The following is a 22,288-nucleotide window of genomic DNA, read 5'->3' on the forward strand; positions in this document are numbered from 1 at the left end:
GAGGCGACAGAGAATTTCTAAGCCCTCAGGAAAAGGGATGAGATCAGGGCACTCGATCTTTACTAGAGAATCGCAACAGGCGTGCGATCCGGTGCAGTTCGAAGCTCGGTGGAACGAGTTCTGTGACACATTGTCTGGTGGACGATCCCAGACGTTCACATGAAATCGCGGGAGATATTTGAAGTTCCACTATGTCATACCGCGAGTGACATAGTGGTCAGGGCCAAGAGGTTTGCAGACGGTCCAAATAGCCTCGTTTTCCATCGCCTTATGGAAATGGAAAGTCGATGCTAAACGTCAGATATGGGCACCGACCAGTCAATAACACATACAGCAGAGAACGACCAATTCGAGCCCAGTTTACCGATTGCTGCAATGCGCACCAATGACCGCTAAACGGGTACTGACACGGCGGAGCAGTTGCCTGTCAGTTAAATCCAGCGCTCGTTTGATCAACAGGGTATTCTCGAAAATTAATTGAGCGGCGAAATATTCCGAAGTGATGGCGAATTATGTACAATCTCTGATTTAACTTTAAATAGGGTTAGCGATACCTGGGAGAGACAGCATGACCGGTTCAGAAACAATTTCCTTGGGCTATCACGTCGATCCATCACGTTCTAGCTCGTTACAGGCTTCGGCATACACACAGGATAAGTGGTTTGACGCTGACCTTCGCTCGATTCTCTCCAAGAGTTGGCAATGGGTGTGTCATGTCGAAAAGACGCGTGAGCCGGGATCATATGTAACGGTGGATGTTGCCGGTCAGCCTATTGCGGTCGTGCGTGACAAAGAGGGTAAGCTTCGCGCCTTTTACAACGTCTGTAAACACCGTGCCCATGAACTGCTATCAGGCGAAGGCAATACCACACGGATTATGTGCCCCTATCACGCCTGGGTCTATAAGCTTGACGGGCAATTGGCGCGTGCGCCACATACTGAAAACCTCGAAGACTTCAACAAGGATGAGATTTGCCTCGACGAAGTGCAGGTTGAAGAATTCTGCGGTTTTGTTTTTGTCAATTTGGATCCGACGGCTGCCTCTTTGTCAGAGCAATCCGGAAACCTGGAAGCCGAGGTGCGCCATTGGGCACCGGATGTGGATCAACTCACTTTTGGCCACCGTCTGACCTACGACATCAAGTCGAATTGGAAGAACGTCGTGGACAATTTCCTTGAGTGCTATCATTGCCCTACGGCCCATAAGGATTTTTGTGACCTCGTGGATATGGATACCTACAAGGTTACAACCTACGGCATCTACTCCAGCCATATGGCTGACGCAGGCAACAATCCAAATACCGCCTATGACGTCTCGAACGCCACGGTGAAAACTCACGCGGTTTGGTGGCTCTATCCCACCACTTGCCTGATGCGATATCCCGGACGGTCCAGCATGATCGTGTTGAACATCATACCTGTTGGGCCAGATCGGACGCTTGAAACTTACGACTTCTTCCTTGAGACGCCGGAACCCGACGCGATGGAGTTGGACGCAATTCGCTATCTGGACGAAGTTCTTCAGGTCGAAGATATCAGCCTTGTCGAAAGTGTGCAGCGCGGGATGAATACACCTGCGTTCACCCAAGGTCGGATCGTCAATGACCCGGACGGGTCCGGCAAGTCCGAGCACGCCGTTCATCACTTCCATGGCTTAGTCTTGGACGCTTACGCTAAAGGTGCCACGTGACGCGGCCAAACATCCTTGTGGTCATGGCGGACCAATTGGCTCCGCATTTCACAGGGGCGTACGGGCATAAGGTCGCCAAGACGCCACATCTTGACGCGTTGGCCGCGCGCGGCAGGCGCTTCGATGCAGCTTACTGCAATTCCCCTCTCTGTGCGCCTTCACGGTTTTCCTTTATGTCGGGTCAGCACATCAGTCGCATCGCAGCTTACGACAATGCATCCGAGTTCAAGGCTTCGGTGCCGACATTTGCGCATTATCTGAAATCGCTGGGCTATCGTACATGTTTGGCAGGCAAGATGCACTTTGTCGGGCCGGATCAGATGCATGGATTTGAGGATCGTGTGACAACCGACATCTATCCTGCTGATTTCGCGTGGACCCCGGATTGGGAGGCCCCGGACGAGCGGATCGACAAGTGGTATCACAACATGCAAACGGTCAAGGAAAGCGGCGTTGCCCACGCGACTTTCCAGATCGACTATGACGACGAGGTCGGTTTTGCTGCCAAACGCTGGCTGTTCGATGCGGCCCGAGACAAAGCGCTTGGCAATGACGCGCCTTTTGCGATGGTTGCAAGCTTCATTCACCCGCACGATCCATATGTAGCCCGACCAGAATGGTGGGACCTGTATACGGATGATGAAATTGACTTGCCCGCGTTTGTGCCCGCGTTGGAGGATCAAGACCCCTTTTCACGACGTTTATTGGATGGGATCGAAGCGTCTTATGTGCCACTGACCGAGGAAGAAATCCTGCGCGCGCGCCATGCCTACTTGGCAAACGTCAGTTACTTCGACAGCAAAATCGGAGAGCTGGTTCAAACCCTCGAAGAAACGGGCGAGTTGGACAGCACCATTGTGATTGTCACAGCCGACCATGGCGACATGCTGGGTGAACGTGGGCTGTGGTACAAAATGAACTTCTTCGAGCACTCAGCACGAATTCCATTGGTCATGGCCGGACCAGGCATCGCTGTTGGGGCCGCTCAAAATGCAGTGTCACTGGTTGATCTATTGCCGACATTTATCGACATCGGTGGCGGTGATGAGACGATGATCGGAGAGCCGATCGACGGTCGTAGCCTTATGCCTCTGGCTCGGGGTGAAGATGATCCAGTTGATGAGGCGATCGGAGAATATTGTGCCGAGATGACGGGCTATCCTGTGATCATGATCCGGCGCGGGCCCTTGAAATATATTCATTGTGATAGCGACCCACCGCAGCTCTATGACCTGAGTGCTGACCCGATGGAAACGAAGAATTTAGCTTCGGACCCAAGCTACTCTGACGCGAAAACTCGTTTTGCAGCCGAAGTCGCCGAACGGTGGGACGGCAGCGCTTTGCGAAAGAAGATAATCGCCACGCAAAAATCGCGCCGTGCATTACATGCCGCGATGGAGGCCGGTGCCAGCGAGCCTTGGGACTACAACCCGCCGTCCGATGCAAGTCAGCAATATGTACGCAACAATATGGATTGGACAGTGGCTGCACGCCGCTACCGTTTTCCGCCTTTGAAGGATTGAAACCAATGATGCTGAACGGAAAAGTTGCTCTCGTGACTGGTGCTCGCGGTGGGATCGGGCGCGCGATTGTCGCTCGGTTTCTAAGAGAGGGCGCAACGGTATTTGCCGCTGACCTCACGCCGGAAGGGTCGTTAGATCAGCACGACGATGATGGCAGTCATTTTGTTAAGCTGGATGTGACTCAAGAAGCAGACTCGGTTGCGGCGATGGATCATGTGCGCGCCGCACACGGAAAGTTGGACATCCTAGTGAACGCGGCGGGGATCGAGATCGAAAAAACGGTTGAAGAGACCACGTTGGAGGAATGGAATCAAAGCTTTGCGGTTAATTCCACGGGCACGTTCCTGACCTCGAAATACGCCATCCCATTGATGCGCGAAGCGGCGAAGACAGGGAATAGCGCAAGCCTTATCAATTTTGGCTCCTACGACGGGTTCATCGCAGATCCAGGGCTTGCGGCCTATTGCGCGACCAAGGGTGCAGTTCACGCTTTGACCCGCGCAATGGCTTGCGATCATGGCCCAGAAGGTATCCGGGTGAATGCCATCTGCCCTGGCTATATCGACACTCCAATGCTGCAGAGCTTCTTCAACGGCGATGGATCCGGCGGAGGAGGTGGCAACATTGAAACGCTGCAAAAGGCCGTGCGTGATGTTCATCCGATGCGCACCTACGGGACGCCCGAGGATATTGCAAATTTGGTCAACTGGCTTGCCTCGGACGAGGCGCGCTATGCCTCTGGCCAGTTGTGGGTTCTGGACGGGGGGCTGTCTGCACAAGTGCAGCAGATGAAGCTCTGATGCCCAAGCCAGTCATTATCACTTGCGCGCCGACTGGAGGCATCCATACGCCGTCAATGTCACCGCATCTGCCGATTACACCGGCCGAGATTGCGACGGCCAGTATTGAGGCGGCCCAGGCAGGGGCATCAATCGTTCACCTGCACGCACGGCACCCGGAGACAGGAAAACCCGATCCCCGACCTGAGCTGTTCAAGCAATTTCTACCCGTAATCAAGCAGTCCACCGATGTTGTGATGAATGTCTCGACCGGCGGCGGCTTGGGGATGTCGATGGATGAGCGGCTGCTGGCGGCGACATCTACCAGCCCAGAGATGGCATCGCTCAACATGGGATCCATGAACTTTGGTATCTTTCCGATGCTGCAGAAATACACCGAGTTTCAGCACGACTGGGAACGGCCATTTTTGGAGATGACGGAAGACTTTATCTTTCCCAACACTTTCAAAACAATTCGTTACGCCATCGAAAAACTTGGTGGAGATCACGGCACCAAGTTCGAGTTCGAATGCTATGATCTTGGACATCTCTACAACGTCAAATGGTTCGTGGATCAGGGCCTGATCAAACCGCCATTTTTCATTCAGATGGTATTTGGCATCTTGGGTGGCGTTGGCGCAGATGCGGACCATCTGACTCACATGCACAACACAGCCGATAAGCTGTTCGGAGCAGAGAATTACGAATGGTCGGTCCTTGCCGCTGGTCGTCACCAAATGCCATTTGCGACCCAAAGCGCCATGCGGGGCGGTAACCTGCGTGTCGGTCTCGAAGACAGCCTGTTCATCGGCAAGGGTGAGTTGGCAAAATCTAACGCGGAACAGGTCACTCGCATCCGATCAATCGTTGAAAACCTTGGCCTTACGGTCGCGTCGCCAGCAGAAGCGCGCATGCGGCTCGCACTAAAAGGCGGCGATCAGGTTGGCTTCTGAGGAGACGCATATGCAGACGAACATGTTGATCAACGGTGAAATGGTTGAAGGCACCGGCGATGCCTTGAACATCCTGAACCCTGCAACAGGAGAGGTTATTGGTACCGCAAAAGAAGCCAGCGATGCACAGATCGAGGCGGCGGTGCGCGGCTCAGCAGAGGCATTTGAGACCTTTTCGGTTACGACCCCTGCAGAACGCGCTACAATCTTGCTTCAGATAGCTGATGTTATCGAGGCGAACAGCCATGAGTTGGCAGAACTTGAGAGCCTAGATGTGGGAAAACCCTGGCCATCGGCTCATGATGATGAAATGCCGCTTACGATTGATGTCTTTCGCTTTTTCGCCGGGGCTGCGCGCACCATGATGGGGTCTGCCTCTGGAGAGTATGTCGCGGGTCATACGTCGATGATCCGGCGCGACCCCATTGGCCCTGTCGCCGCCATCGCCCCTTGGAACTACCCGCTGATGATGGCGTCCTGGAAGATTGCTGCACCAATTGCGGCAGGATGTTCGGTGGTGTTGAAACCGTCCGAGATCACGCCGCTATCTACTCTGCGACTTGCAGAACTGTTACAAGATGTTCTGCCAAAAGGCGTGCTAAACGTGATCCATGGTCGCGGGCCCGGCGTGGGGAATACCCTGATGAACAGCCCACAGGTGGAAGGGATCAGTGTTACGGGTTCTCCGGCGACAGGCATGGCTGCAATGCGGGCTGCTTCCCAGAAAATTAGACACGTTCATCTGGAATTGGGCGGCAAGGCGCCAGTCATTGTCTTTGATGATGCTGATCTCGATGCTGTGGCCGAGACGATCCGATATGGCAGCTACTTCAATGCCGGTCAGGACTGCGCACAGCCTTGCCGCGTGATGGTAGCAGACAGAGTTTACGACAAACTTGTGGCCGCGATTGCCGATCAGGTTGGCCAGATCCAGATCGGTGCACCGAAAGCTCAAGGAACGGAAATGGGTCCGCTTGTTTCTGCGACTCAGCGGGATCGTGTTGCGGGTTTTGTTGATCGCGCACGCAGCAGTTCTGAAATCGTTTCCGGTGGGGTGTCTGGCGAAGAAGACGGCTTTTTCTACCAGCCGACAGTCATCGCGAATGTCGACAACACTGCAGAGATTGCCTGCAATGAGGTTTTTGGACCCGTTGTAACTGTCTCTCGGTTTTCTGAGGCAGAAGATGCGTTGAAGACCGCCAACAACGGACCTTACGGGTTGGCCTCATCGGTTTGGACACGAGATGTTGGGAGAGCAATGCAAATGACGTCCAAGTTGCGCTATGGATTCACCTGGGTAAACACGCATGGGGTTGCGACCCCCGAGATGCCATGGGCCGCGATGAAGGGCTCAGGAACGGGCAGTGATATGTCGGTCTATGCGCTGGATGCTTACACCGCAGTCCGTCACGTTATGGTGGCACACTGATGCGGTTAGCTGGGAAACGCGCCTTTGTTACAGGCGGCAAACAGGGCATTGGTCGCGGCATCGTTGAGGCCTTCGCAGCCGAAGGTGCGGCTGTCGCCACCTGCGGGCGCGGCTCGCAACCAGATGATCTACCGGATCACGTAGCATGGTATACGCTGGATGTATCCAATCCCGAAGCGGTTGCACGTACTGCCCGAACAATCGGCCTGGTAGATATCCTGGTAAACAACGCCGGCGTTCAGGTCGAAAAAACGGTGACCGAAAGCACAGACGCGGATTGGGATTTGGTGATGGGAGTAAACGCACGAGGCGTTTTTAACTGTTGCCGCGCCTTTATCCCGAAAATGTCTCAGGGTGGTTCGATCATCAACATTGGTTCGATCTCGGGCAATGCCGCTGACCCATCGATGGCGCTCTACAATGCTTCAAAAGCGTTTGTGCATGGACTTACACGCTCTATCGCAGTGGACCATGGACCTGCGGTGCGCTGCAATGCAATCTGCCCGGGATGGATTGAGACGGGCATGCTGGACGCAGCATTCGAACTCGCCCATGACCCGGAAAAGGCTAGATCAGACGCGCTGGCACGCCATGCGGTCAAACGCTTTGGTAAGCCCGCAGACATTGCTGCGATGGCTGTTTGGCTAGCTTCTGACGAGTCGTCTTTTGCGACTGGCCAACTGTTCACTGTAGACGGTGGTATGACTGCGGCCTCCCCCCTGAATCCGGGACTGTTCTGATGTCGGAAATCGAAAGAACCGCCATTCTCGGAGCCGGTGTCATCGGGGCAAGCTGGGCAGCGCTGTTCCTCGCGTCGGGTCGCAGTGTGACCGTATTTGATCCCGATCCGAACGCTGAGGCATCCGTCCGTAAATACATTGAAATGGCGTGGCCTGCGTTGGAAGAATTGGGCCAAGTTGGCCACGCCACCCGAGATGCGATCACCTTTGCACCGACCGCAGCTGAGGCCGTGCGAAACGCGCAGTTCATTCAGGAGAATGTGCCGGAGCGGTTGCCGATCAAACATTCCATCTATGCGGAAGTTGAGCCAGAGTTAAGCGCTGATGCAATAGTTTCAAGCTCAACATCCGGCCTAACACTCGATGCTCTCCAACAGGGATGGCGCGATCCGAGTAAGCTCATCTTAGGTCATCCGTTCAACCCGCCACATCTCATTCCGCTGGTCGAGTTGACGGCGAACGACGCAACCGGTTCAGATGTTCTGAACCGAACAGAGACGTTCTACGAAGATCTGGGTAAAGTCACGATCCGGATCAAGAAGGGCATGCCCGGACACGTCGCAAACCGCTTACAAGCTGCAGTATGGCGCGAGGCCGTCCATATGGCGATTGAAGGCGTTGCGAGCGTCGAAGACATCGACAAAGCGATGTGGGCCGGCCCGGGATTGCGGTGGGCCGCGATGGGTCCGACGACGCTTTTCCACCTGGGTGCAGGCGACGGCGGTCTGCGGGCCTTCTGTGACCATTTCAAGGATACATTCAATGGCTGGTGGGACGACCTGGGCAACCCTCGTCTTGATGAGGATGTCATCAATAAACTGGTCGATGGCATTAACGATCAAACTCAGGGGCAAAGTACCGAAGAGTTATCAGCGCAACGCGACAAGATGCTTACCGCGATGCAAAAAGCTACCCAACACCTTCGGACTTAATATCAGGCTTGAACATTGGCCAAGCGCGGAACTCGAATGGAGTACGGCCTTCAATACGGTCTGCAGTTGGTGTGAGGCCAAAACGGCTTCGATATGCCCGGCTGAAATGAACTTGCCCGTTAAATCCTGATGCTTCTGCAATCTCGCTGAATTTCAACTCTGTTTGGGTTACTAGTCCACGCGCGCGATCAAGGCGTATGTCACGGTAGTACTCGATCGGCGACTTCTGGACATATTGCTGAAACAATCTGCTAAGTTGTCGTTGCGAAATCTTCAACCTCGCTGATATTTCAGGGATCGACAAAGTGGCTTCCAAATGTGCCTCCATCAAGTCGATCGCGTCCCTTACCACCCCAGAGGTGACATACCCCAGTGGCTCCACGTCTTTGGGGTTCTGTGATTGGCCCTCACCGCGTACATTGTGATGAAAAAGATATCGCGCAGATGCATTGGCGATACTCTCACCATCGACAGAGTGCACAAACCGCAAACCCAGATCAGTCGCTGCGGAACCCCCGCAACAAGTGAACAACTTTCCATCCATAACAATCATGTTCTCTGACACTGTGGTATCATGGGCCATTTCAGCAAAGGCATCGATGTGCTCATAGTGAACCGTCGCTGTCTTGCCTTTAAGCAGTCCAGCAGCCGCAAGAACAATCGCACCAGTATCCAAGCCGCCAACGATTGCTCCGCACGCCTCCCACTTCTGAAGGGCCACCTTAAACTGAGATGTTCCGTGACGTTCAGGTGACCAACTTGTACTCACCAGAACCAACCAGGGCTTGCGCCCCGTCACGGCCGCCAATGGGGCAGTATCAACGACTAGGCCGCTGCTAGACTCGACTGGTCCACCGAGGTCCGAGACATAGGTCCAAGAAAATCGAGCCGAACCTGTCAGGTAATTGGCTATTCTGAAAGGATCCACGAAAGACGTAGTCGCCGAAACATTGAAATGCTGACTCACCAGGACAACGATATCTAGCTTGCGATCAATTGGATGGATCATGGCCGATTCTGTAAAATGGCGTCCAAAATTGTCAATAATGAACTTATCACTGGTTCAAAAAAGTCCAATTACTAAGGCAAACACAGCATAAACAAGGGGAAAATACCGGGGGAGATCAGCGCTCATTAAGTTTCTGAAATCCAAAAACCGACATTCGTTCTACCGCGGCGAAAGTCCGTTTTGGCCGCTAGAAACTTAGTGTTGTTGCGAGACAAAGAGATCACAATTCGGGAATCCGCGTCCAAGCGCATTCATATCAATCTTTCACAGGCCAAAGCTTCTGATTTGCAAGGCATTCTGCAAGGCTCACATGATGAGCGCCAACCCATCAAATCTTAACTGGTCTCCCATCCGCCTGGATCATCTCATCACCGCCTGAGAGGCCTTCAACAATTACGCTACTTGTGGCTGTTTCGATTGCTGTTCCATCGACAAAGCATACGTAATTCATCTTGTTCGGATTGTTTGTGCTTATGCTGGCTAATGCAAGCGGAACGCCTTCTAGCAAGGCCCGGTCGTCGAAAAGAACCAGCTACTTGCCCCGCCATAATAGTCACCCGCTGTCGTCGATACCTCTAAAGGGTAGAGGACATAGTTATCAGTACCGTCTATAGTGGTGAACGTGGCCTTATAAAAAACTCGTTCTCCGCCAATCGTTTGCTGGGTTGTATCGCTTGAGATCTGCTGAGGTAAGTCACCGGATAACTTTGCACGATTTGCCCGATAGTTTGCACACGCACCATTTTGGTGCCAGATCAAATCCTTCCGAAAGTCTCTTTGAGTTCTGCGACTTGTTCTGCATCCAGTAGGCGGGTTGGCAGGCCGCGCAGTGTCACGAGCAGCTTGGCTGTTTCTTCTAACTCTTCTGCTGCAGAGACCGTTGAAAACAGATCCTCTCCCGATACGACGGGACCGTGATTGGCCAACAGAACCGCACTATATTTGCCATCCAGATCGCGGATCAAATCACCGGACGTCGGGTCGCCCGGCTTGACGTATGGAACCAGTTTGACTGTGCCGACACGCATAACCACATATGGCGTAAGCGGTGGAATACAGTCGTCAGGATCGGTGTCTTCCAGACACGACAGTGCGGTGGCCCAGGTCGAATGTAGATGCACCACTGCACCAGCTTGTGGCCTCGTCTCATAGAAGGCTTGGTGCAGAAAGACCTCCTTGGTCGGCTTGTCACCGGAGACGTGGTTGCCATCCAAATCAATCTTAGCGATGCGCTCGGGGTCAATATCGCCCAAGGTGGAATTGGTTGGTGTCAGGAGGATGCCGTCGTGCAGACGTGCAGAGACGTTGCCCGCAGTGCCGACGGAAAACCCACGCGCAAACAGAGATGCACACAGGTCCGACATCTGCTGGCGCAGCGCCTGTTCTTTAGAACTCATTTGCCTGCCTCCATCATTCTCAGTGCTTTCGCGAAAAAGTCCGAAGCGCCAAAGTTCCCAGACTTTAGAGCCAGCGCAATGGGTTTAGTTTTTCCAACGCTCAGGACTGGTACGCCCGGGTCTATCTCTGGTCCAATTGACATGGCCGGAGACCCCAGTGCCTCAGAGACAGCCTTGGCAACAGCTCCCGACGTCTCTCCCCCTGCCACCACCAATCGCTTGTAGCCCTTTTGGACAAGTTCTCGGGCGGTATCTTCAAAGAGACTATCCAGTTTTTCTGCAACCGCTTCCTGACCAAATTGGTCTTGGATCGCCCGCACATCCTCCGGGCTTCCCGATGAATACGCTAGCGGTGCCTGACCTAAATGCGTTTCAAAGAAATCCAGAAGCGTTTGCATAGTCACATCCCCGGACATAACACCCGGAACGTCAATGGAGAAGGTCGGATGGGATTTCGCATGAACATCGATCTGACCACGGGTCGCACCCGAACATGACCCTGCAAGGATAGCGGCGGGCCCAGCGATACCTGTGAATACACTGCCACCTCTTTTGGACGAAGCTTTTCTGACGAAGTTCTTGGGTAGCCCCAGCGCTATCCCAGATCCCCCAGTAATGAGCTGGGCATCCTTCAGAGCCTCGCCCCAGGCCAGCAAATCCTCGTCCGAAATCGCATCACCGATCACAAAGCGTTCGTCGACGTTCCGCAAAGCAGTAGCAATCGCCTCTGGTCCTTGCGTCACGGCGTCAATTGAAACCAACCCAACCGCTTCTTGGGTCTGATACTGCAACCAACGCTTGATGTTGGCATCCGTCATCGGAGTAAGAGGGTGATTTTCCATCCCGGACTCGTTTAACAGCTTGCCGAACACAAATAGATGGCCGTGATAGATGGTGCGCCCCGTTGTCGGAAAGGCTGGACAGAAAACCACCTTTTGCGCGCCCAGTTCGTTGGCCAACGCTTCCGCAACCGGGCCGATATTTCCCAGCCTAGTGGAATCAAAGGTCGAGCAATACTTGAAGATGAACTGGCGGCATCCTTGATCTTTAAGCCATCGCAGGGCTCGCAGGCTGTCCGCAACAGATTCTTCGACAGGTGCAGTGCGGCTCTTGAGTGAGACGACACCCGCTTCGATCTCTTTGTCGGCTGGGGTATCCGGAATACCTGGAAACTGCGCGGTTCTTAATCCACCTTCCGGCTCGACGCCCTTTGCCAAGGTGTTCGCAATGTCGCTCGCACCAGTGAAATCGTCCGCTATGACGCCGATCAGCATATTTTAATGTCCTTCGTCGGCCCTGGATCCAGCCTATGGATGTGCGTTGCCGCTCCGACGGGAAAAATCTCGCGCACAAGTGGATCATGGCCGGGCACGATAAGTCGAGGATGCGAGGCTAACTTCTCGAGTGTCTCGAAACCATCCATCATGTCCTGCAGGTCGACGACGATGGGAAAGGCTTTGCGCGCCATGAAATTCTCGTAATAGTGTGAGGCATCAGAGGCGAGTACCATCCACCCGGCTGCTGTTCTTACCCGAACACATTGCAACCCCCGCGAATGCCCGCCGATACAGTGTACGGTCACCCCATCTGCTATCTCGGCCTCTCCGTCGTAGAACACGACCTTGCCTGAATAGAGGCGCTTTACGACCTCGCAGATATGGCCCGCCGAGAAAGGCGCGCGTAAGTGGTCGTGGCACATGCAGGGACCTGTGGCGAAGGCCATTTCCGCCGATTGCATGTGCAACTTCGCATTTGGGAACATATGCAGCCCCCCAGCGTGGTCATAATGGAGATGGGTCACGATAACCTCGGTCACCGCTTCGGGCATGATGTCCAATGGGCGCAAAGCCTCGCGTGGGTCCATCACAATGGGACGTCCACGGGCGGCTGCCTCGTCGCTGTCGTATCCGGTATCGACCAGTATAACTTTGTTGCCACGCTTGAGCACCCAAACGAAATAGTCCATCGCGTGAGGTGCATCGTGATTGTCATCCAATATGAAGCTGTCGCGTCGAGTGCGGGCATTGCGATCCGCGTATTTCACGGCGTGAATTTCCCAATCGTTCATCGGATGACCTCGGAATACTGTTGAACAGTCTTGGTGGCGATCATATCAGCCACAGCCGTATCGAAGGACTGGAAATGCGCGCTTTCCAGGTGGGCGGAGAACGCCACGCTGTCATCATAAACCTCATAGAGAAAAACTGTCTCGGGATCGTCGCCTAGGCAAACGTCAAACTGCTGGCATCCGGGTTCTTCACGCAAAGTGGTTGAAGCGTTTTCGACCATTAGCGGCAAAAAGGTTTCTCTCGTACCGGACTTGAGAGTGAAGGTGACGGTAACCACAAACATCAGACGGAAAGTCCTTTCAAACGTGAGAAAGCGCGCTTTGCCACGGGCAGTTGGCTGAGGATCAAACCAACGTTGAGCACAAGTAGAATGGCCGCACCGGGTCGCGAAAAGAAGACCGAAAGATCCCCGTCCGACAAGAACAGCGATCGGCGGAAAGTTTCGTCAAACAGGCTTCCCAGTATAACCCCAATGACCAATGGAGCGATTGGGTACTTCATCAGGTTCATAAAATAGGCGACGGCGCCGACACCAAGCATCAGGTAGAGATCATTGATGCCACCACCGACGCTGAAGGACCCGATTGTTGTCAGAACCATCACAACCGGCAAGAAGATGGTCTGCGGTATGGCGAGTATTTTGATAAAGACCCGAGCAGTGAACAGGCCCATCAAGAACATAGTCAGGGATGCCAGCACTAGGATTGCGACTACGCGCAGAATGATCTCGGGGTCTATCGTGGGGCCCGGGATCACGTTGTTGATCTTGAAAGCCCCCATCAAAGCCGCGGCGGGTGGCGAACCGGGAATGCCCAAAACCAAAAGCGGGATTAGCGCGCCCCCAATGCAGGCGTTGTTTGCTGTTTCAGAGCATAGCAGACCTTCCAATGAACCTTTTCCGAACTTGTCGCCCTCGGCAGATACGGTCTTGCCGACACCGTAGCTGACCCAACCGGCGACATCTTCGCCCACGCCAGGAAGCGCTCCCACCCCGGTCCCAATTACCCCTGAACGGCCTATGGTCGGCAGGTAGCGTCGAATAGAGCGAAGGTTTGGAAGAATACGGCCCTTCAGTGCCAGAACTTTCCCGGCTTCAACATGCCTTAGACCGTCGATGATTTGAGGTATCGCAAAAGCCCCCATCAAAACGGGCACAACCTGAAACCCGCTCAATAAGTAAGACCAGCCGAAAGTATAGCGCGGCTCAGACAGAAGCGGATCGAGCCCCACCATAGACATTGCAAGCCCGATCAGACCGGCGATCCATCCCTTAATCACCAGATCCTCGCTCATAAGCGTGCCAGATAGAAGGATGCCAAACAAAGCCAAGAGTGCTTTTTCCGGACTCGCGATGTTCTTCGAAACCAAAAGCAGTGCCCAGACAAAAATCAAAAGCGTGATAGTCCCGATAACCGTACCGATAAAGCTGGCCGTTGTGGTCAGACCAAGTGCTTCGCCCCCTCGACCTGCTTTGGCCAGAGGGTAGCCATCCATGGCCGTCGCCGCGCTGGCTGCTGTGCCAGGTATGTTCAGCAGAATAGACGGGTAAGAGCCGCCGTAAATCGCGCCGACATAGGCCCCGAGCAAAGCGATAAGCGAATAGTCCAATGGAATCTTGTTGCCGAAAAATCCCGTCAGGATCGTCACTGCCAGCGTTGCGGTCAGGCCGGGCAATGCGCCGAACGTGATGCCTAGGAACACGGATGCAATCAAATACAGATAGGTCAGCGGGTCCACTGCCAGACCAACGAATGCGGTCCCAAACCCAGCCAGTTGCGAAAGGATAAAGTCCATCCGGTCAGTCTTTCCATAACGGACGAAGCGTCACGTAGTAGTGGTATTCGATTTGCTTGAAGATCAGTCCACCGCGCGCGGGCACGTTCTGTCGGAAAACAAACGCCATCGCGCAAACAAGGACCAGCGGCGCCAGTATTGCGACGACTGGTACAAACCGCAAAACGCGTTCGGAAGCCGCTTTGGTCAACACCACAAGTGATAGCGAGACCCATAGGGCCAGTGTAAACCAATCATCACTGTGTGCATTCCAATCCGCCTGCGCGGGAAATACGGCGAACGCAAAAAGCCCGGCAGAGACAACTGCGATACAGGCTACCAAAGCACGCCGCGCGTGACCGCCGTAGTAGCCGTAAGTCAAAGCTGTAATCAGTAACCCCGAGCACAATATGAAGTCCACTCTGGGAACCAGCCCGACGACATATGCAAGAAGGATCAGGCCTATTGTTGATGCTCGATAGGCTTCCGACTTATCCCATCCGATTCCCAAAGCCGTGAGCGCGTTCTGGGCTCCACCTGAGCGGATCGAAGTAGCCAACAAGACGAAGGACAACACAAGCAATCCACAGAAGATGAGCAACGGTACAATTGCAGCCGAGTTGTACCAGTCTGACCCACTTACACCTGCGCGGTTTTCACCCCAAAGTGGGATGTCCAACGTCTTCCAAAGGAAAAAGACGGACACTGTTATTAGAACAATAGCAGCCCAGAAATCGCGGGACCGCATCACCAGTGTTTCGTCGATTTTGTCCATGCCTGCCTCCTAGAGGAAAGGGCGCGATCAAACGCGCCCTTCCAAAGTTGATCGGATTAGGGCTTCTCGATACCCAGCGAGGCTGGATCGACCGTGGCAGCGCCCAAATCTTGCAAGGTATAGGCAAAAGTAGCCTCAAGGTTCGCAAACAATTCTTGAGCTTCTTCGCCGTGTTGACCACCGACATCATAATTGTTTGCCTCAGCCCATTCAGCGACGGTATCGGATGCAATCGCCTGCTCGAACGCATCGCCGAGGGCCGCCTTCACATCATCTCCAGCCGAGCTGTGAACGGCAAATCCGATGGCTTGTTTTAGCGGCAGATACTTGTCGAGACCGTCATAGATGCCAAAGGCAGATGGCACTGTAGCTCCGGCAATCTGCGCATCTTCCGGTGTCAACATCGCAAGTGGCTTCAATTGTCCGCCTTCGATCAAAGGAGCTTGTTCAGCCAGCGAAGTCACAACCAACGCAACCTCACCTGCTATCGCCGCTTCCTGCCCGGGCGCTGAGCCTTTGTATGGAACAAACTTGAACTCTGCACCGGACCCTTTCTCGATGGCGAGAAGATTCAAGTGGTGGATCGAACCCGCGCCGGACGCGGCAGCGGGAATAGTGCCAGGAGCGGCTTTGGCAGCGTCGACCAGTTCTTCCAGAGTATTGTAAGGGCTGTCCGCTGGAACCGAGATCAGATCGGGTGATCCGCCAACAATAAACGGATACCAAAAGTCAAATTTCTTGTCCCAACCGCCCTGCACAGCAGCGGTGACGTTCGATTCAGACAGACCAACCAGTGTATAGCCATCGTCTGGTTGGTTCATGACGTAGACCATGCCGTTGGAGCCTGCGACCCCACCGGTTTGGTTAATCACATTGATCGAGACTGGAAGGTGTTTTTCCATTTCGGCCATGATCATTCGGTTGATCGTGTCCGTGCCGCCACCGGCCCCCCAGACCACAGCTGTGGTGATATCACGGTAAGGGTAATCCTGCGCGGTAGCAGCCCCTGAAATCCCGGTTGCAATCACGGCTGCAGCCGCCAACTGCCCTAACTTCAGTTTCATTTCCAAGTCCTCCCAAACATCTTTGCGTTTATTATTGCATTTATTTGCGTATACATTAAAGAATGCATTGTCAACGGACTGTAGCGAAAGCTGCTATCGCGCTATGAATGCGAAACTGGAAGGAAGCGGGCCAAGATGAAAAAGAACTACGATGTCGCGGTGTTCCACGGGGACGGGATCGGCCCGGAAATTATGGCCCCTACGCTTGAAATCCTGCGGCAGCTCTCCGGCAACAATCCCAGCTACGACCTAGCGTTTACAGACGCTCCAGCAGGCGCAGGCCACTACGCCAAAACTGGAGAATCGTTTCCGACTGGTTCACTTGAAACTGCACGCAAGGCAGATGCGATTCTGCTATCTGCAATGGGTTTGCCGGATGTTCGCTATCCTGATGGAACCGAGATTTCACCACAGATCGACCTGCGGAAGCAGCTCGGCCTTTTTGCCGGCGTGCGTCCGGTAAAGGTTAGCAGCGGACAAATGACCCCCTTGGCGCTGCCTCCCGGAAAAGAGATCGACTTTGTCTTGATTCGTGAAAGCACTGAAGGGTTGTTCTTCACTCAAGGCGCGGGGGAAGTCACCGAAGACGAGGCACGTGAAACCCTTTTGATCACGCGCGAGATATCTGAAAAGCTATTCCGGTTCGCGTTTAAACTTGCCAAAAACCGAAAGGCTTCAGGGCGTGGCAAGGGGCGGGTTACCTGTGTCGACAAGGCCAATGTGTTCCGCGCCTTTGCATTCTTCAGATCGATGTTTGACGCTGAAGCCGCTCGCCATCCCAAATTGCGGGCAGATCATGCTTATGTTGATGCCACTGCGCTTTGGATGGTGCAGAAGCCTTGGGAATTCGATGTTTTGGTGACTGAAAACATGTTCGGCGACATCCTTTCTGACCTTGGCGCCGGCCTTATGGGCGGTCTTGGATTGGCTCCTTCAGCAGATATCGGGTTGAACCACGCCGTGTTCCAACCCTGTCACGGCTCTGCTCCGGACATTGCGGGACAAGACATTGCCAATCCTTTCGCGATGATCCTGTCTGCAGCAATGATGCTTGAATGGTTAGGGTTGACCCATAATCATCCAGAACTGTCCAAAGATGGCGAACGTTTACGGGAAGCCGTGGAAAAGGTGACTGAGAGCGGTCAAAACCTGACGCGTGACCTAGGTGGCACAGCCGGAACACAGGACGCAGCCTCATCGGTATTGGAAGCATTGCGGGCATGAATACTCAAGAAGTTATCAGAGTCGCGTGTGTGGGTGCGGGATACTTCAGCAAATTCCACTACGAAAGCTGGTCTCGAATGCCCGGAGCGGTTCCGATTGCATCCTGCAACCGTGACATCAAAAAGGCGAAAGAAACAGGACTGGCCGCTTACGATGATCTGTCAAAAATGCTGGAGACGGAAGAACCGGATCTCGTGGACATCATCCTTCCGCCTGTGGCGCAGGCCGACGCTATTCGAACTGCGCTGCATTCGGGCGTAAAGTGGCTGATCTGCCAAAAACCTTTCTGCATGTCTCTGGATGAAGCGGAGAAGATCGTCTCCGAGGCTGAAGCGGTAGGCGCAACTATTGTTGTGCACGAGAACTTTCGCTTCCAGCCTTGGTATCGCGCAATCAAAGAGGCGATGACCGAGGGTCGAATTGGTACACCTCTCCAAGCGACTTTCCGGCTTCGGCCCGGCGACGGACAGGGACCACGAGCCTACCTTGACCGGCAGCCGTACTTTCAGGAAATGCCGCGTTTCCTGGTTCATGAAACAGCGGTACATTGGGTAGACACATTCCGATTTTTGTTCGATGCGCCCAGCGCAGTTTATGCGGACTTGCGCCAAGTTAACCCAGTTATCGCAGGCGAGGATGCAGGTTACATCCTGTTTGACCACCCCAACGGTTTGAAAGCTCTGTTCGATGGCAACAGATGCCTTGACCACAGTGCCGAAAACCTGCGTCAGACCATGGGCGAAGCGCTCATCGAAGGAACGGAAGGATCACTGGTTCTTAATGGCGACGGTTCAGTAGAACTCCGCGCTTTTGGAAAACAGGAGCGGCAGCAGATTCTACCTCCAAGCGATCACGATGGATTTGGAGGAGACTGCGTCCACGCCTTGCAAAGTCACGTCGTTTCAGGCCTTCTAAGAGGCACGCCGTTGGAAAACACGGCCCGAGATTATTTGGATGTGATCCGCATCGAAGAGAACATCTATCTCTCGGCTGCGGAGGGACGAAAGATCAACCTGGAGACGCCGTGAAGGATCAGGACGCAAAAACTCTTTCCAATACGCAACGCGCTGTTAGGGATTTGCGACAGATGATCCTGTCTGGCGAACTTGCGGCCGGAACTGACCATCTGGAGTCGGAACTCGCCGAAACTCTGGGCATGTCCCGCACTCCGATACGGGAAGCTGCGCTGATGTTGGAAAGTAAGGGGTTGCTGGAAATGCGGCCCCGCAAGGGTGTGCGGATACTGCCTGTTTCATCAGACGATATGCGTGAAATTTACGACATACTGACGGAACTCGAGAGCCTAGCAGCACAGCGCGCTGCCGAAGCGGGTTATTCAGAAGATGAACTGGCAGTACTTGCCGGATCAATTGCAAAGATGGACCAAGCCATCGAAGCCGAAGACCTAGAAGCCTGGGCCGAGGCCGACGAGTTGTTTCATCAGGAGCTCGTTCGGTTGGGCGGCAACAAACGGGTCGAAGCGATTGTCGCCATGATGAGCGATCAGGTGCGTCGCGCGCGCGCAACGACGTTGTTCATCAGGCCCCTGCCCGTCAAATCCAACGAAGATCACCGTGTTGTTTTTCAAGCAATTAGTGAAGGTCGACCGGATGTTGCCCGTGAACGTCATCGAGAACACAGGCTGCAAGCACAGGCTATGCTTTGCGGGATACTCGAAAAACATCGGCTCAACAGCCTCTGATCTTCTCGTATCCGGTCGTTAGTCAACTAAAGTAACTGCCTGTTTTCGGCATTGAAGACGCTCCGAGTGCTTGTCTACCACAGCAACCCGCAGTTGCCTCCGGCTGCTCTGATTTTCTTTTTTCTAGTCGCTCAAACAATCACTGCATCGATTGGGGTTGAAATAGTACGATTTCGTATTATTTTAGTTCGATATCGTACTATTGGAGAGTCAAGATGCCAAACCGAAGACGTTTTCTCAAGATTCTAGGCGGAGGCACAATACTGGCGGCAACGGGCGCGGCTGGGTTTCTCACGACACGTACACCCCATGAAGCTTTAGCTCCGTGGACGCCAAAACCGTATGATGACCCACGCAAGGCTGCTTTGTCCTACGCAATTCTCGCCCCCAATCCACACAATTTGCAACCTTGGCTGATCGAGTTGGTTGGGCAAGACAAAGTGCGCATCCACCGTGATCCTGAACGTGAGCTTCCTGAAACCGATCCTTACCACCGCCAGCTCTATATTGGTCTCGGTGCATTTGTTGAGACGATGGTACTGACAGCAGGTGCACAAGGATTTGATACCGAGGTCACGTTACTGCCCGATGGAGATGACGGACCTATCGCAGAAGCGATGTTTGTATCTGGCGGGGCATCCGATCCACTCTCAGATCAAATCCTCAAACGGCATTCCAACAAAGAACCGTACACAGAACAGCGGCTCTCTGAGGCGGAAATATCGGTCCTTGAAAACTATGCCACTCTGATTTCCGATGAGGATCTAGTGGCCCGTATTCGAGACCTCACAAAACGCGCTTTTGAAATCGAAATGCGAACTCCACAGACTCTTAGAGAATCCGTCGACCTGATGCGGATCGGCAAAGCAGAAATCAACGCCAACCCAGACGGGATTGAACTGCGTGATCCCATGCTGGAAACGCTGCGACTTACCGGCCTATTGGACAATGAGACCCTGATGAACGTTGATCACCCGGGCACTCAGGCGCACATGCAAGACTACTTCGCTATGCTAGACGCGACGCCGCAATATGCTGTCCTCAAGACAGCCACAAACACCCGAAAGGATCAACTTGATGCAGGACGTCAGTTGATGCGTTTCTACTTGAAGACAACCGAAATGGGCCTAGGCGTTCATCCGGTCAGCCAGGCACTTCAGGAGTATCCTGAGATGGCCGATGAATACGCTCTGGCGCATGAGCTTCTTGCGTCACCGGGCCACACGGTGCAAATGTTGCTGCGTTTGGGGTATGGACCTGAACCAATTCCCACACCCCGCTGGCCGCTGGAGACACGAATTCTGAATGAAGCCTGAAGATGAGACCAACGAAGTTTACCGGTTCTTCACCGAGGTCGGGATCATCAATCAGTTGATCTCGACCAAGCTGGAAGCGTTCTTGCCTGGTAGAATGACGGCGACTCAATTCGGAATTTTGGGCCATCTGGTGCGGCGTCCCGAGGGTGAAACTCCACAGCAACTTTCGAACGCGTTTCAAGTGCCTAAAACTTCGATGACGCACATGCTCTCCAGTCTTGAAAATCATGACCTGATTACTCTTGAAGCCAACCCCAATGACAAGCGTTCGAAAATTGCTCGGCCTACACCGCAAGGCGCGGAGTTTTTGAAAGCTTGTATGGAGCGGATGTCGGAATCCCTGGTTCCAGTATTGTCCGAACTCGGGCCTGAACCGTTCCATGAATCATTGCCTAATCTGACGCTCATACGCGAAACTTTGGACAGCGAGCGCGACTAGCCGAAACCTGCGCCAGCCGAATCAAGCAACCAAATTTTCAGAACATCATGCAATCCGCGCCCGGCGGGAGCGGCGGCGATCCTTCAGGCAAAGTGGGCGTGTAGTCAAATGTCACAATCTTCGCGCCACCGTCGAATGCAATGAACAGTTGATTGGACCCCGGCCTAATGGCGATGCCTTCTGGATCAGTTCCGAATTCCAACAAACTTTGCTGGGCGAGCAGTTGGCCATCTGCCGTGAACTCATACAGGCTGTTTGACCCTTCCCAGTCATCAACAATCAACATGTGGCCGGTACGCGGATCAATCGCGATGCCCTGCGCCTCACTCAAGGGAGGAGAGAGCTTCATGGTATCCAATCTCGCCGTCAAAGCACCCTCTGAAGTGAACCACGACAACCGTTCGGGGTCATCCTCTACGGTCACGATCTGTCCCTTGGCGTTGATCGCAATTCCTTCCGTATCCGCGAAACCACCTTCCAATTCGAAGGGTGCTCCCAGGCGTGATCCGTCCTTGGTGACACGTTGAAGACTGCCGAGACCATCGCCCAGCAACAAGTGATCCCCTTCAACAGCAATTGCTTTGATCCGAAAGAGATCGCTGGATATACGGCGCAATTCATCACCTTGCAGTGTAACGAGAATTGCCTCGGGCCCCTCGTTCGCAATCCACAACCCACAAAAGGTCGGATCGTAGTCAAGACTTGCGGGCTGATTAAGTTCATAACGCCCTGTTTCGCGAAGCTGCAACGCCGTGGCCGGGGTCGACACAGCAAAAATCACTAAGGCGGTGGTCCTCACAAACACTCAGGATGCTCCGAAAATCTGCATCAAAACTGTGGGGCGGAATCGTAACACGTCAATGCTAAGAGCACCTAAACTTCCAAAATCAGAGAGCATCATTTTACCTGATCAAAGACTTATAACACGGAAACTGGTTACGAGCGGTGTGGTTCGACGCATCAGGGTTCTGCCATAGTCCGTTGGAACTAGGGGTGTGTCGAAATCGCAAACCAACAACATGGCGCTTGTGAGAGTTACGAAATCAACACTAGCGAACGAAACAACCTCCGGCTTCATAGAACAAACTTGCAATCGCGTGCTCGGGCGTAGTCACCTAGGGCATAGGGTTGGAGAAAGCCAATGGCGCTGTGGAAGTTCGTGATTAGTGTTTATTGCGCGCTGTTTCTTGTCGCTTGCGCTCCGAAAACCCGCACGTATGAAAAGACTGTATCAGCTGCGCTACCGGCAAATTCCAGCACGGCTCTGGGTCAGGCGGCCAATCGCCTTGGGGATCCTAAAGACGGTCGGTCAGGCATCAAGCTGATCAGTGATGGAGAAGAAGCGCTCGTATCACGGCTGTTGTTGGCCACTGCGGCCGAGCGTGTCAATGAGCGTTCAAAACTGACCCGGTTTCAGCGTTTGATTTTGACCCACCCTATGTGGCGCAAAGCCCCCAGGCGGGCCGCCCTCATA

General features: G+C 53.8%; 21 protein-coding genes and 1 pseudogene. 13 read left to right on the plus strand and 9 right to left on the minus strand.

Annotation, left to right across the window (positions count from 1 at the left end):
- Positions 1–568 precede the first annotated feature (568 nt).
- The 7 genes from ACR0MJ_RS16870 to ACR0MJ_RS16900 are packed head-to-tail and all read left to right on the plus strand — an operon-like array spanning position 569 to position 8,046.
- Positions 569–1,690 carry a ring-hydroxylating oxygenase subunit alpha gene (locus ACR0MJ_RS16870; RefSeq protein ID WP_170513307.1) on the plus strand — a complete coding sequence of 374 codons (1,122 nt, stop codon included), beginning with the start codon at positions 569–571 and terminating at the stop codon, positions 1,688–1,690.
- A complete protein-coding gene (betC, locus tag ACR0MJ_RS16875; protein WP_480761836.1) occupies positions 1,687–3,213 on the plus strand; it encodes a choline-sulfatase in 1,527 nt (508 codons plus the stop codon). Before ACR0MJ_RS16870 ends, betC begins: the two co-directional genes overlap by 4 nt.
- A gap of 5 nt (positions 3,214–3,218) precedes the next feature.
- Positions 3,219–4,013, plus strand: coding sequence for an SDR family oxidoreductase (locus ACR0MJ_RS16880; protein WP_170395498.1), 795 nt, complete (start codon positions 3,219–3,221; stop codon positions 4,011–4,013).
- Complete coding sequence (gene kce / locus ACR0MJ_RS16885; protein ID WP_480761840.1) at positions 4,013–4,945, plus strand: 3,5-dioxohexanoate:acetyl-CoA acetone transferase; 933 nt, start codon at positions 4,013–4,015, stop codon at positions 4,943–4,945. The genes ACR0MJ_RS16880 and kce overlap by 1 nt, the downstream gene beginning before the upstream one ends.
- A 10-nt stretch (positions 4,946–4,955) precedes the next feature.
- Positions 4,956–6,374: a gamma-aminobutyraldehyde dehydrogenase gene (locus ACR0MJ_RS16890; RefSeq protein WP_480761842.1), complete on the plus strand. Its 1,419-nt coding sequence runs from the start codon at positions 4,956–4,958 to the stop codon at positions 6,372–6,374.
- The gene (locus ACR0MJ_RS16895) at positions 6,374–7,114 is read left to right on the plus strand and encodes an SDR family NAD(P)-dependent oxidoreductase (RefSeq protein ID WP_480761844.1); all 741 of its coding nucleotides are present in this window, start codon (positions 6,374–6,376) and stop codon (positions 7,112–7,114) included. Before ACR0MJ_RS16890 ends, ACR0MJ_RS16895 begins: the two co-directional genes overlap by 1 nt.
- The gene (locus ACR0MJ_RS16900; protein WP_170648593.1) at positions 7,114–8,046 is read left to right on the plus strand and encodes a 3-hydroxyacyl-CoA dehydrogenase NAD-binding domain-containing protein; all 933 of its coding nucleotides are present in this window, start codon (positions 7,114–7,116) and stop codon (positions 8,044–8,046) included. The genes ACR0MJ_RS16895 and ACR0MJ_RS16900 overlap by 1 nt, the downstream gene beginning before the upstream one ends.
- On the opposite strand, the gene ACR0MJ_RS16905 is transcribed toward ACR0MJ_RS16900, so the two are convergent.
- The 8 genes from ACR0MJ_RS16905 to ACR0MJ_RS16940 form a co-directional block, all read right to left on the minus strand.
- Positions 8,024–9,055, minus strand: a complete 1,032-nt coding sequence (locus ACR0MJ_RS16905) for a GlxA family transcriptional regulator (protein ID WP_170648595.1) — start codon at positions 9,053–9,055, stop codon at positions 8,024–8,026. The genes ACR0MJ_RS16900 and ACR0MJ_RS16905 overlap by 23 nt on opposite strands.
- A 755-nt stretch (positions 9,056–9,810) precedes the next feature.
- Positions 9,811–10,452: a 3-oxo-tetronate 4-phosphate decarboxylase gene (gene otnC, locus ACR0MJ_RS16910; protein WP_480761846.1), complete on the minus strand. Its 642-nt coding sequence runs from the start codon at positions 10,450–10,452 to the stop codon at positions 9,811–9,813.
- Positions 10,449–11,726: a 3-oxo-tetronate kinase gene (gene otnK / locus ACR0MJ_RS16915; RefSeq protein WP_480761847.1), complete on the minus strand. Its 1,278-nt coding sequence runs from the start codon at positions 11,724–11,726 to the stop codon at positions 10,449–10,451. The genes otnC and otnK overlap by 4 nt, the downstream gene beginning before the upstream one ends.
- Complete coding sequence (locus ACR0MJ_RS16920) at positions 11,720–12,520, minus strand: N-acyl homoserine lactonase family protein (RefSeq protein WP_480761849.1); 801 nt, start codon at positions 12,518–12,520, stop codon at positions 11,720–11,722. The genes otnK and ACR0MJ_RS16920 overlap by 7 nt, the downstream gene beginning before the upstream one ends.
- Positions 12,517–12,804 (minus strand): putative quinol monooxygenase, encoded by a 288-nt coding sequence (locus tag ACR0MJ_RS16925; RefSeq protein ID WP_480761851.1) that lies wholly within the window; start codon positions 12,802–12,804, stop codon positions 12,517–12,519. Before ACR0MJ_RS16925 ends, ACR0MJ_RS16920 begins: the two co-directional genes overlap by 4 nt.
- Entirely contained in the window at positions 12,804–14,315 is a 1,512-nt protein-coding gene (locus ACR0MJ_RS16930; RefSeq protein WP_170638038.1) for a tripartite tricarboxylate transporter permease, read from the minus strand. Before ACR0MJ_RS16930 ends, ACR0MJ_RS16925 begins: the two co-directional genes overlap by 1 nt.
- A 4-nt stretch (positions 14,316–14,319) precedes the next feature.
- Positions 14,320–15,069, minus strand: coding sequence for a hypothetical protein (locus ACR0MJ_RS16935; protein WP_480761854.1), 750 nt, complete (start codon positions 15,067–15,069; stop codon positions 14,320–14,322).
- A 56-nt stretch (positions 15,070–15,125) separates the two neighbouring features.
- Positions 15,126–16,133: a Bug family tripartite tricarboxylate transporter substrate binding protein gene (locus ACR0MJ_RS16940; RefSeq protein ID WP_170513339.1), complete on the minus strand. Its 1,008-nt coding sequence runs from the start codon at positions 16,131–16,133 to the stop codon at positions 15,126–15,128.
- Between the two features lie 135 nt (positions 16,134–16,268).
- On the opposite strand from ACR0MJ_RS16940, the gene ACR0MJ_RS16945 reads away from it, so the two are divergent.
- From ACR0MJ_RS16945 to ACR0MJ_RS16965, 5 genes are all read left to right on the plus strand, one after another.
- Complete coding sequence (locus ACR0MJ_RS16945) at positions 16,269–17,357, plus strand: isocitrate/isopropylmalate dehydrogenase family protein (RefSeq protein ID WP_480761856.1); 1,089 nt, start codon at positions 16,269–16,271, stop codon at positions 17,355–17,357.
- Positions 17,354–18,385 (plus strand): Gfo/Idh/MocA family protein, encoded by a 1,032-nt coding sequence (locus tag ACR0MJ_RS16950; protein ID WP_480761857.1) that lies wholly within the window; start codon positions 17,354–17,356, stop codon positions 18,383–18,385. The genes ACR0MJ_RS16945 and ACR0MJ_RS16950 overlap by 4 nt, the downstream gene beginning before the upstream one ends.
- A complete protein-coding gene (locus ACR0MJ_RS16955; protein WP_170380084.1) occupies positions 18,382–19,059 on the plus strand; it encodes a GntR family transcriptional regulator in 678 nt (225 codons plus the stop codon). Before ACR0MJ_RS16950 ends, ACR0MJ_RS16955 begins: the two co-directional genes overlap by 4 nt.
- 215 nt (positions 19,060–19,274) lie before the next feature.
- Entirely contained in the window at positions 19,275–20,375 is a 1,101-nt protein-coding gene (locus ACR0MJ_RS16960; RefSeq protein WP_480761858.1) for an Acg family FMN-binding oxidoreductase, read from the plus strand.
- Complete coding sequence (locus tag ACR0MJ_RS16965) at positions 20,365–20,814, plus strand: MarR family winged helix-turn-helix transcriptional regulator (protein ID WP_480761860.1); 450 nt, start codon at positions 20,365–20,367, stop codon at positions 20,812–20,814. Before ACR0MJ_RS16960 ends, ACR0MJ_RS16965 begins: the two co-directional genes overlap by 11 nt.
- 37 nt (positions 20,815–20,851) lie before the next feature.
- Here the strand turns inward: ACR0MJ_RS16965 and ACR0MJ_RS16970 are convergent, their stop codons facing one another.
- Positions 20,852–21,562, minus strand: coding sequence for a hypothetical protein (locus tag ACR0MJ_RS16970; RefSeq protein ID WP_480761861.1), 711 nt, complete (start codon positions 21,560–21,562; stop codon positions 20,852–20,854).
- Positions 21,563–21,955: 393 nt separating this feature from the next.
- Between ACR0MJ_RS16970 and ACR0MJ_RS16975 the strand changes: the two are divergent.
- Positions 21,956–22,288, plus strand: a pseudogene (locus ACR0MJ_RS16975) (hypothetical protein); the annotation flags it as partial.

This window comes from Ruegeria sp. C6, from assembly GCF_056537625.1.

What these genes read in the sequence shown, in the direction of transcription:
- ACR0MJ_RS16870 (WP_170513307.1), top strand. Translation starts at nt 569, where the DNA reads ATGACCGGTTCAGAAACAATTTCCTTGGGCTATCACGTCGATCCATCA.
- ACR0MJ_RS16880 (WP_170395498.1), top strand. Translation starts at nt 3,219, where the DNA reads ATGATGCTGAACGGAAAAGTTGCTCTCGTGACTGGTGCTCGCGGTGGG.
- kce (WP_480761840.1), top strand. Translation starts at nt 4,013, where the DNA reads ATGCCCAAGCCAGTCATTATCACTTGCGCGCCGACTGGAGGCATCCAT.
- ACR0MJ_RS16890 (WP_480761842.1), top strand. Translation starts at nt 4,956, where the DNA reads ATGCAGACGAACATGTTGATCAACGGTGAAATGGTTGAAGGCACCGGC.
- ACR0MJ_RS16895 (WP_480761844.1), top strand. Translation starts at nt 6,374, where the DNA reads ATGCGGTTAGCTGGGAAACGCGCCTTTGTTACAGGCGGCAAACAGGGC.
- ACR0MJ_RS16900 (WP_170648593.1), top strand. Translation starts at nt 7,114, where the DNA reads ATGTCGGAAATCGAAAGAACCGCCATTCTCGGAGCCGGTGTCATCGGG.
- ACR0MJ_RS16905 (WP_170648595.1), bottom strand. Translation starts at nt 9,055, where the DNA reads ATGATCCATCCAATTGATCGCAAGCTAGATATCGTTGTCCTGGTGAGT.
- otnC (WP_480761846.1), bottom strand. Translation starts at nt 10,452, where the DNA reads ATGAGTTCTAAAGAACAGGCGCTGCGCCAGCAGATGTCGGACCTGTGT.
- otnK (WP_480761847.1), bottom strand. Translation starts at nt 11,726, where the DNA reads ATGCTGATCGGCGTCATAGCGGACGATTTCACTGGTGCGAGCGACATT.
- ACR0MJ_RS16920 (WP_480761849.1), bottom strand. Translation starts at nt 12,520, where the DNA reads ATGAACGATTGGGAAATTCACGCCGTGAAATACGCGGATCGCAATGCC.
- ACR0MJ_RS16925 (WP_480761851.1), bottom strand. Translation starts at nt 12,804, where the DNA reads ATGTTTGTGGTTACCGTCACCTTCACTCTCAAGTCCGGTACGAGAGAA.
- ACR0MJ_RS16930 (WP_170638038.1), bottom strand. Translation starts at nt 14,315, where the DNA reads ATGGACTTTATCCTTTCGCAACTGGCTGGGTTTGGGACCGCATTCGTT.
- ACR0MJ_RS16935 (WP_480761854.1), bottom strand. Translation starts at nt 15,069, where the DNA reads ATGGACAAAATCGACGAAACACTGGTGATGCGGTCCCGCGATTTCTGG.
- ACR0MJ_RS16940 (WP_170513339.1), bottom strand. Translation starts at nt 16,133, where the DNA reads ATGAAACTGAAGTTAGGGCAGTTGGCGGCTGCAGCCGTGATTGCAACC.
- ACR0MJ_RS16945 (WP_480761856.1), top strand. Translation starts at nt 16,269, where the DNA reads ATGAAAAAGAACTACGATGTCGCGGTGTTCCACGGGGACGGGATCGGC.
- ACR0MJ_RS16950 (WP_480761857.1), top strand. Translation starts at nt 17,354, where the DNA reads ATGAATACTCAAGAAGTTATCAGAGTCGCGTGTGTGGGTGCGGGATAC.
- ACR0MJ_RS16960 (WP_480761858.1), top strand. Translation starts at nt 19,275, where the DNA reads ATGCCAAACCGAAGACGTTTTCTCAAGATTCTAGGCGGAGGCACAATA.
- ACR0MJ_RS16965 (WP_480761860.1), top strand. Translation starts at nt 20,365, where the DNA reads ATGAAGCCTGAAGATGAGACCAACGAAGTTTACCGGTTCTTCACCGAG.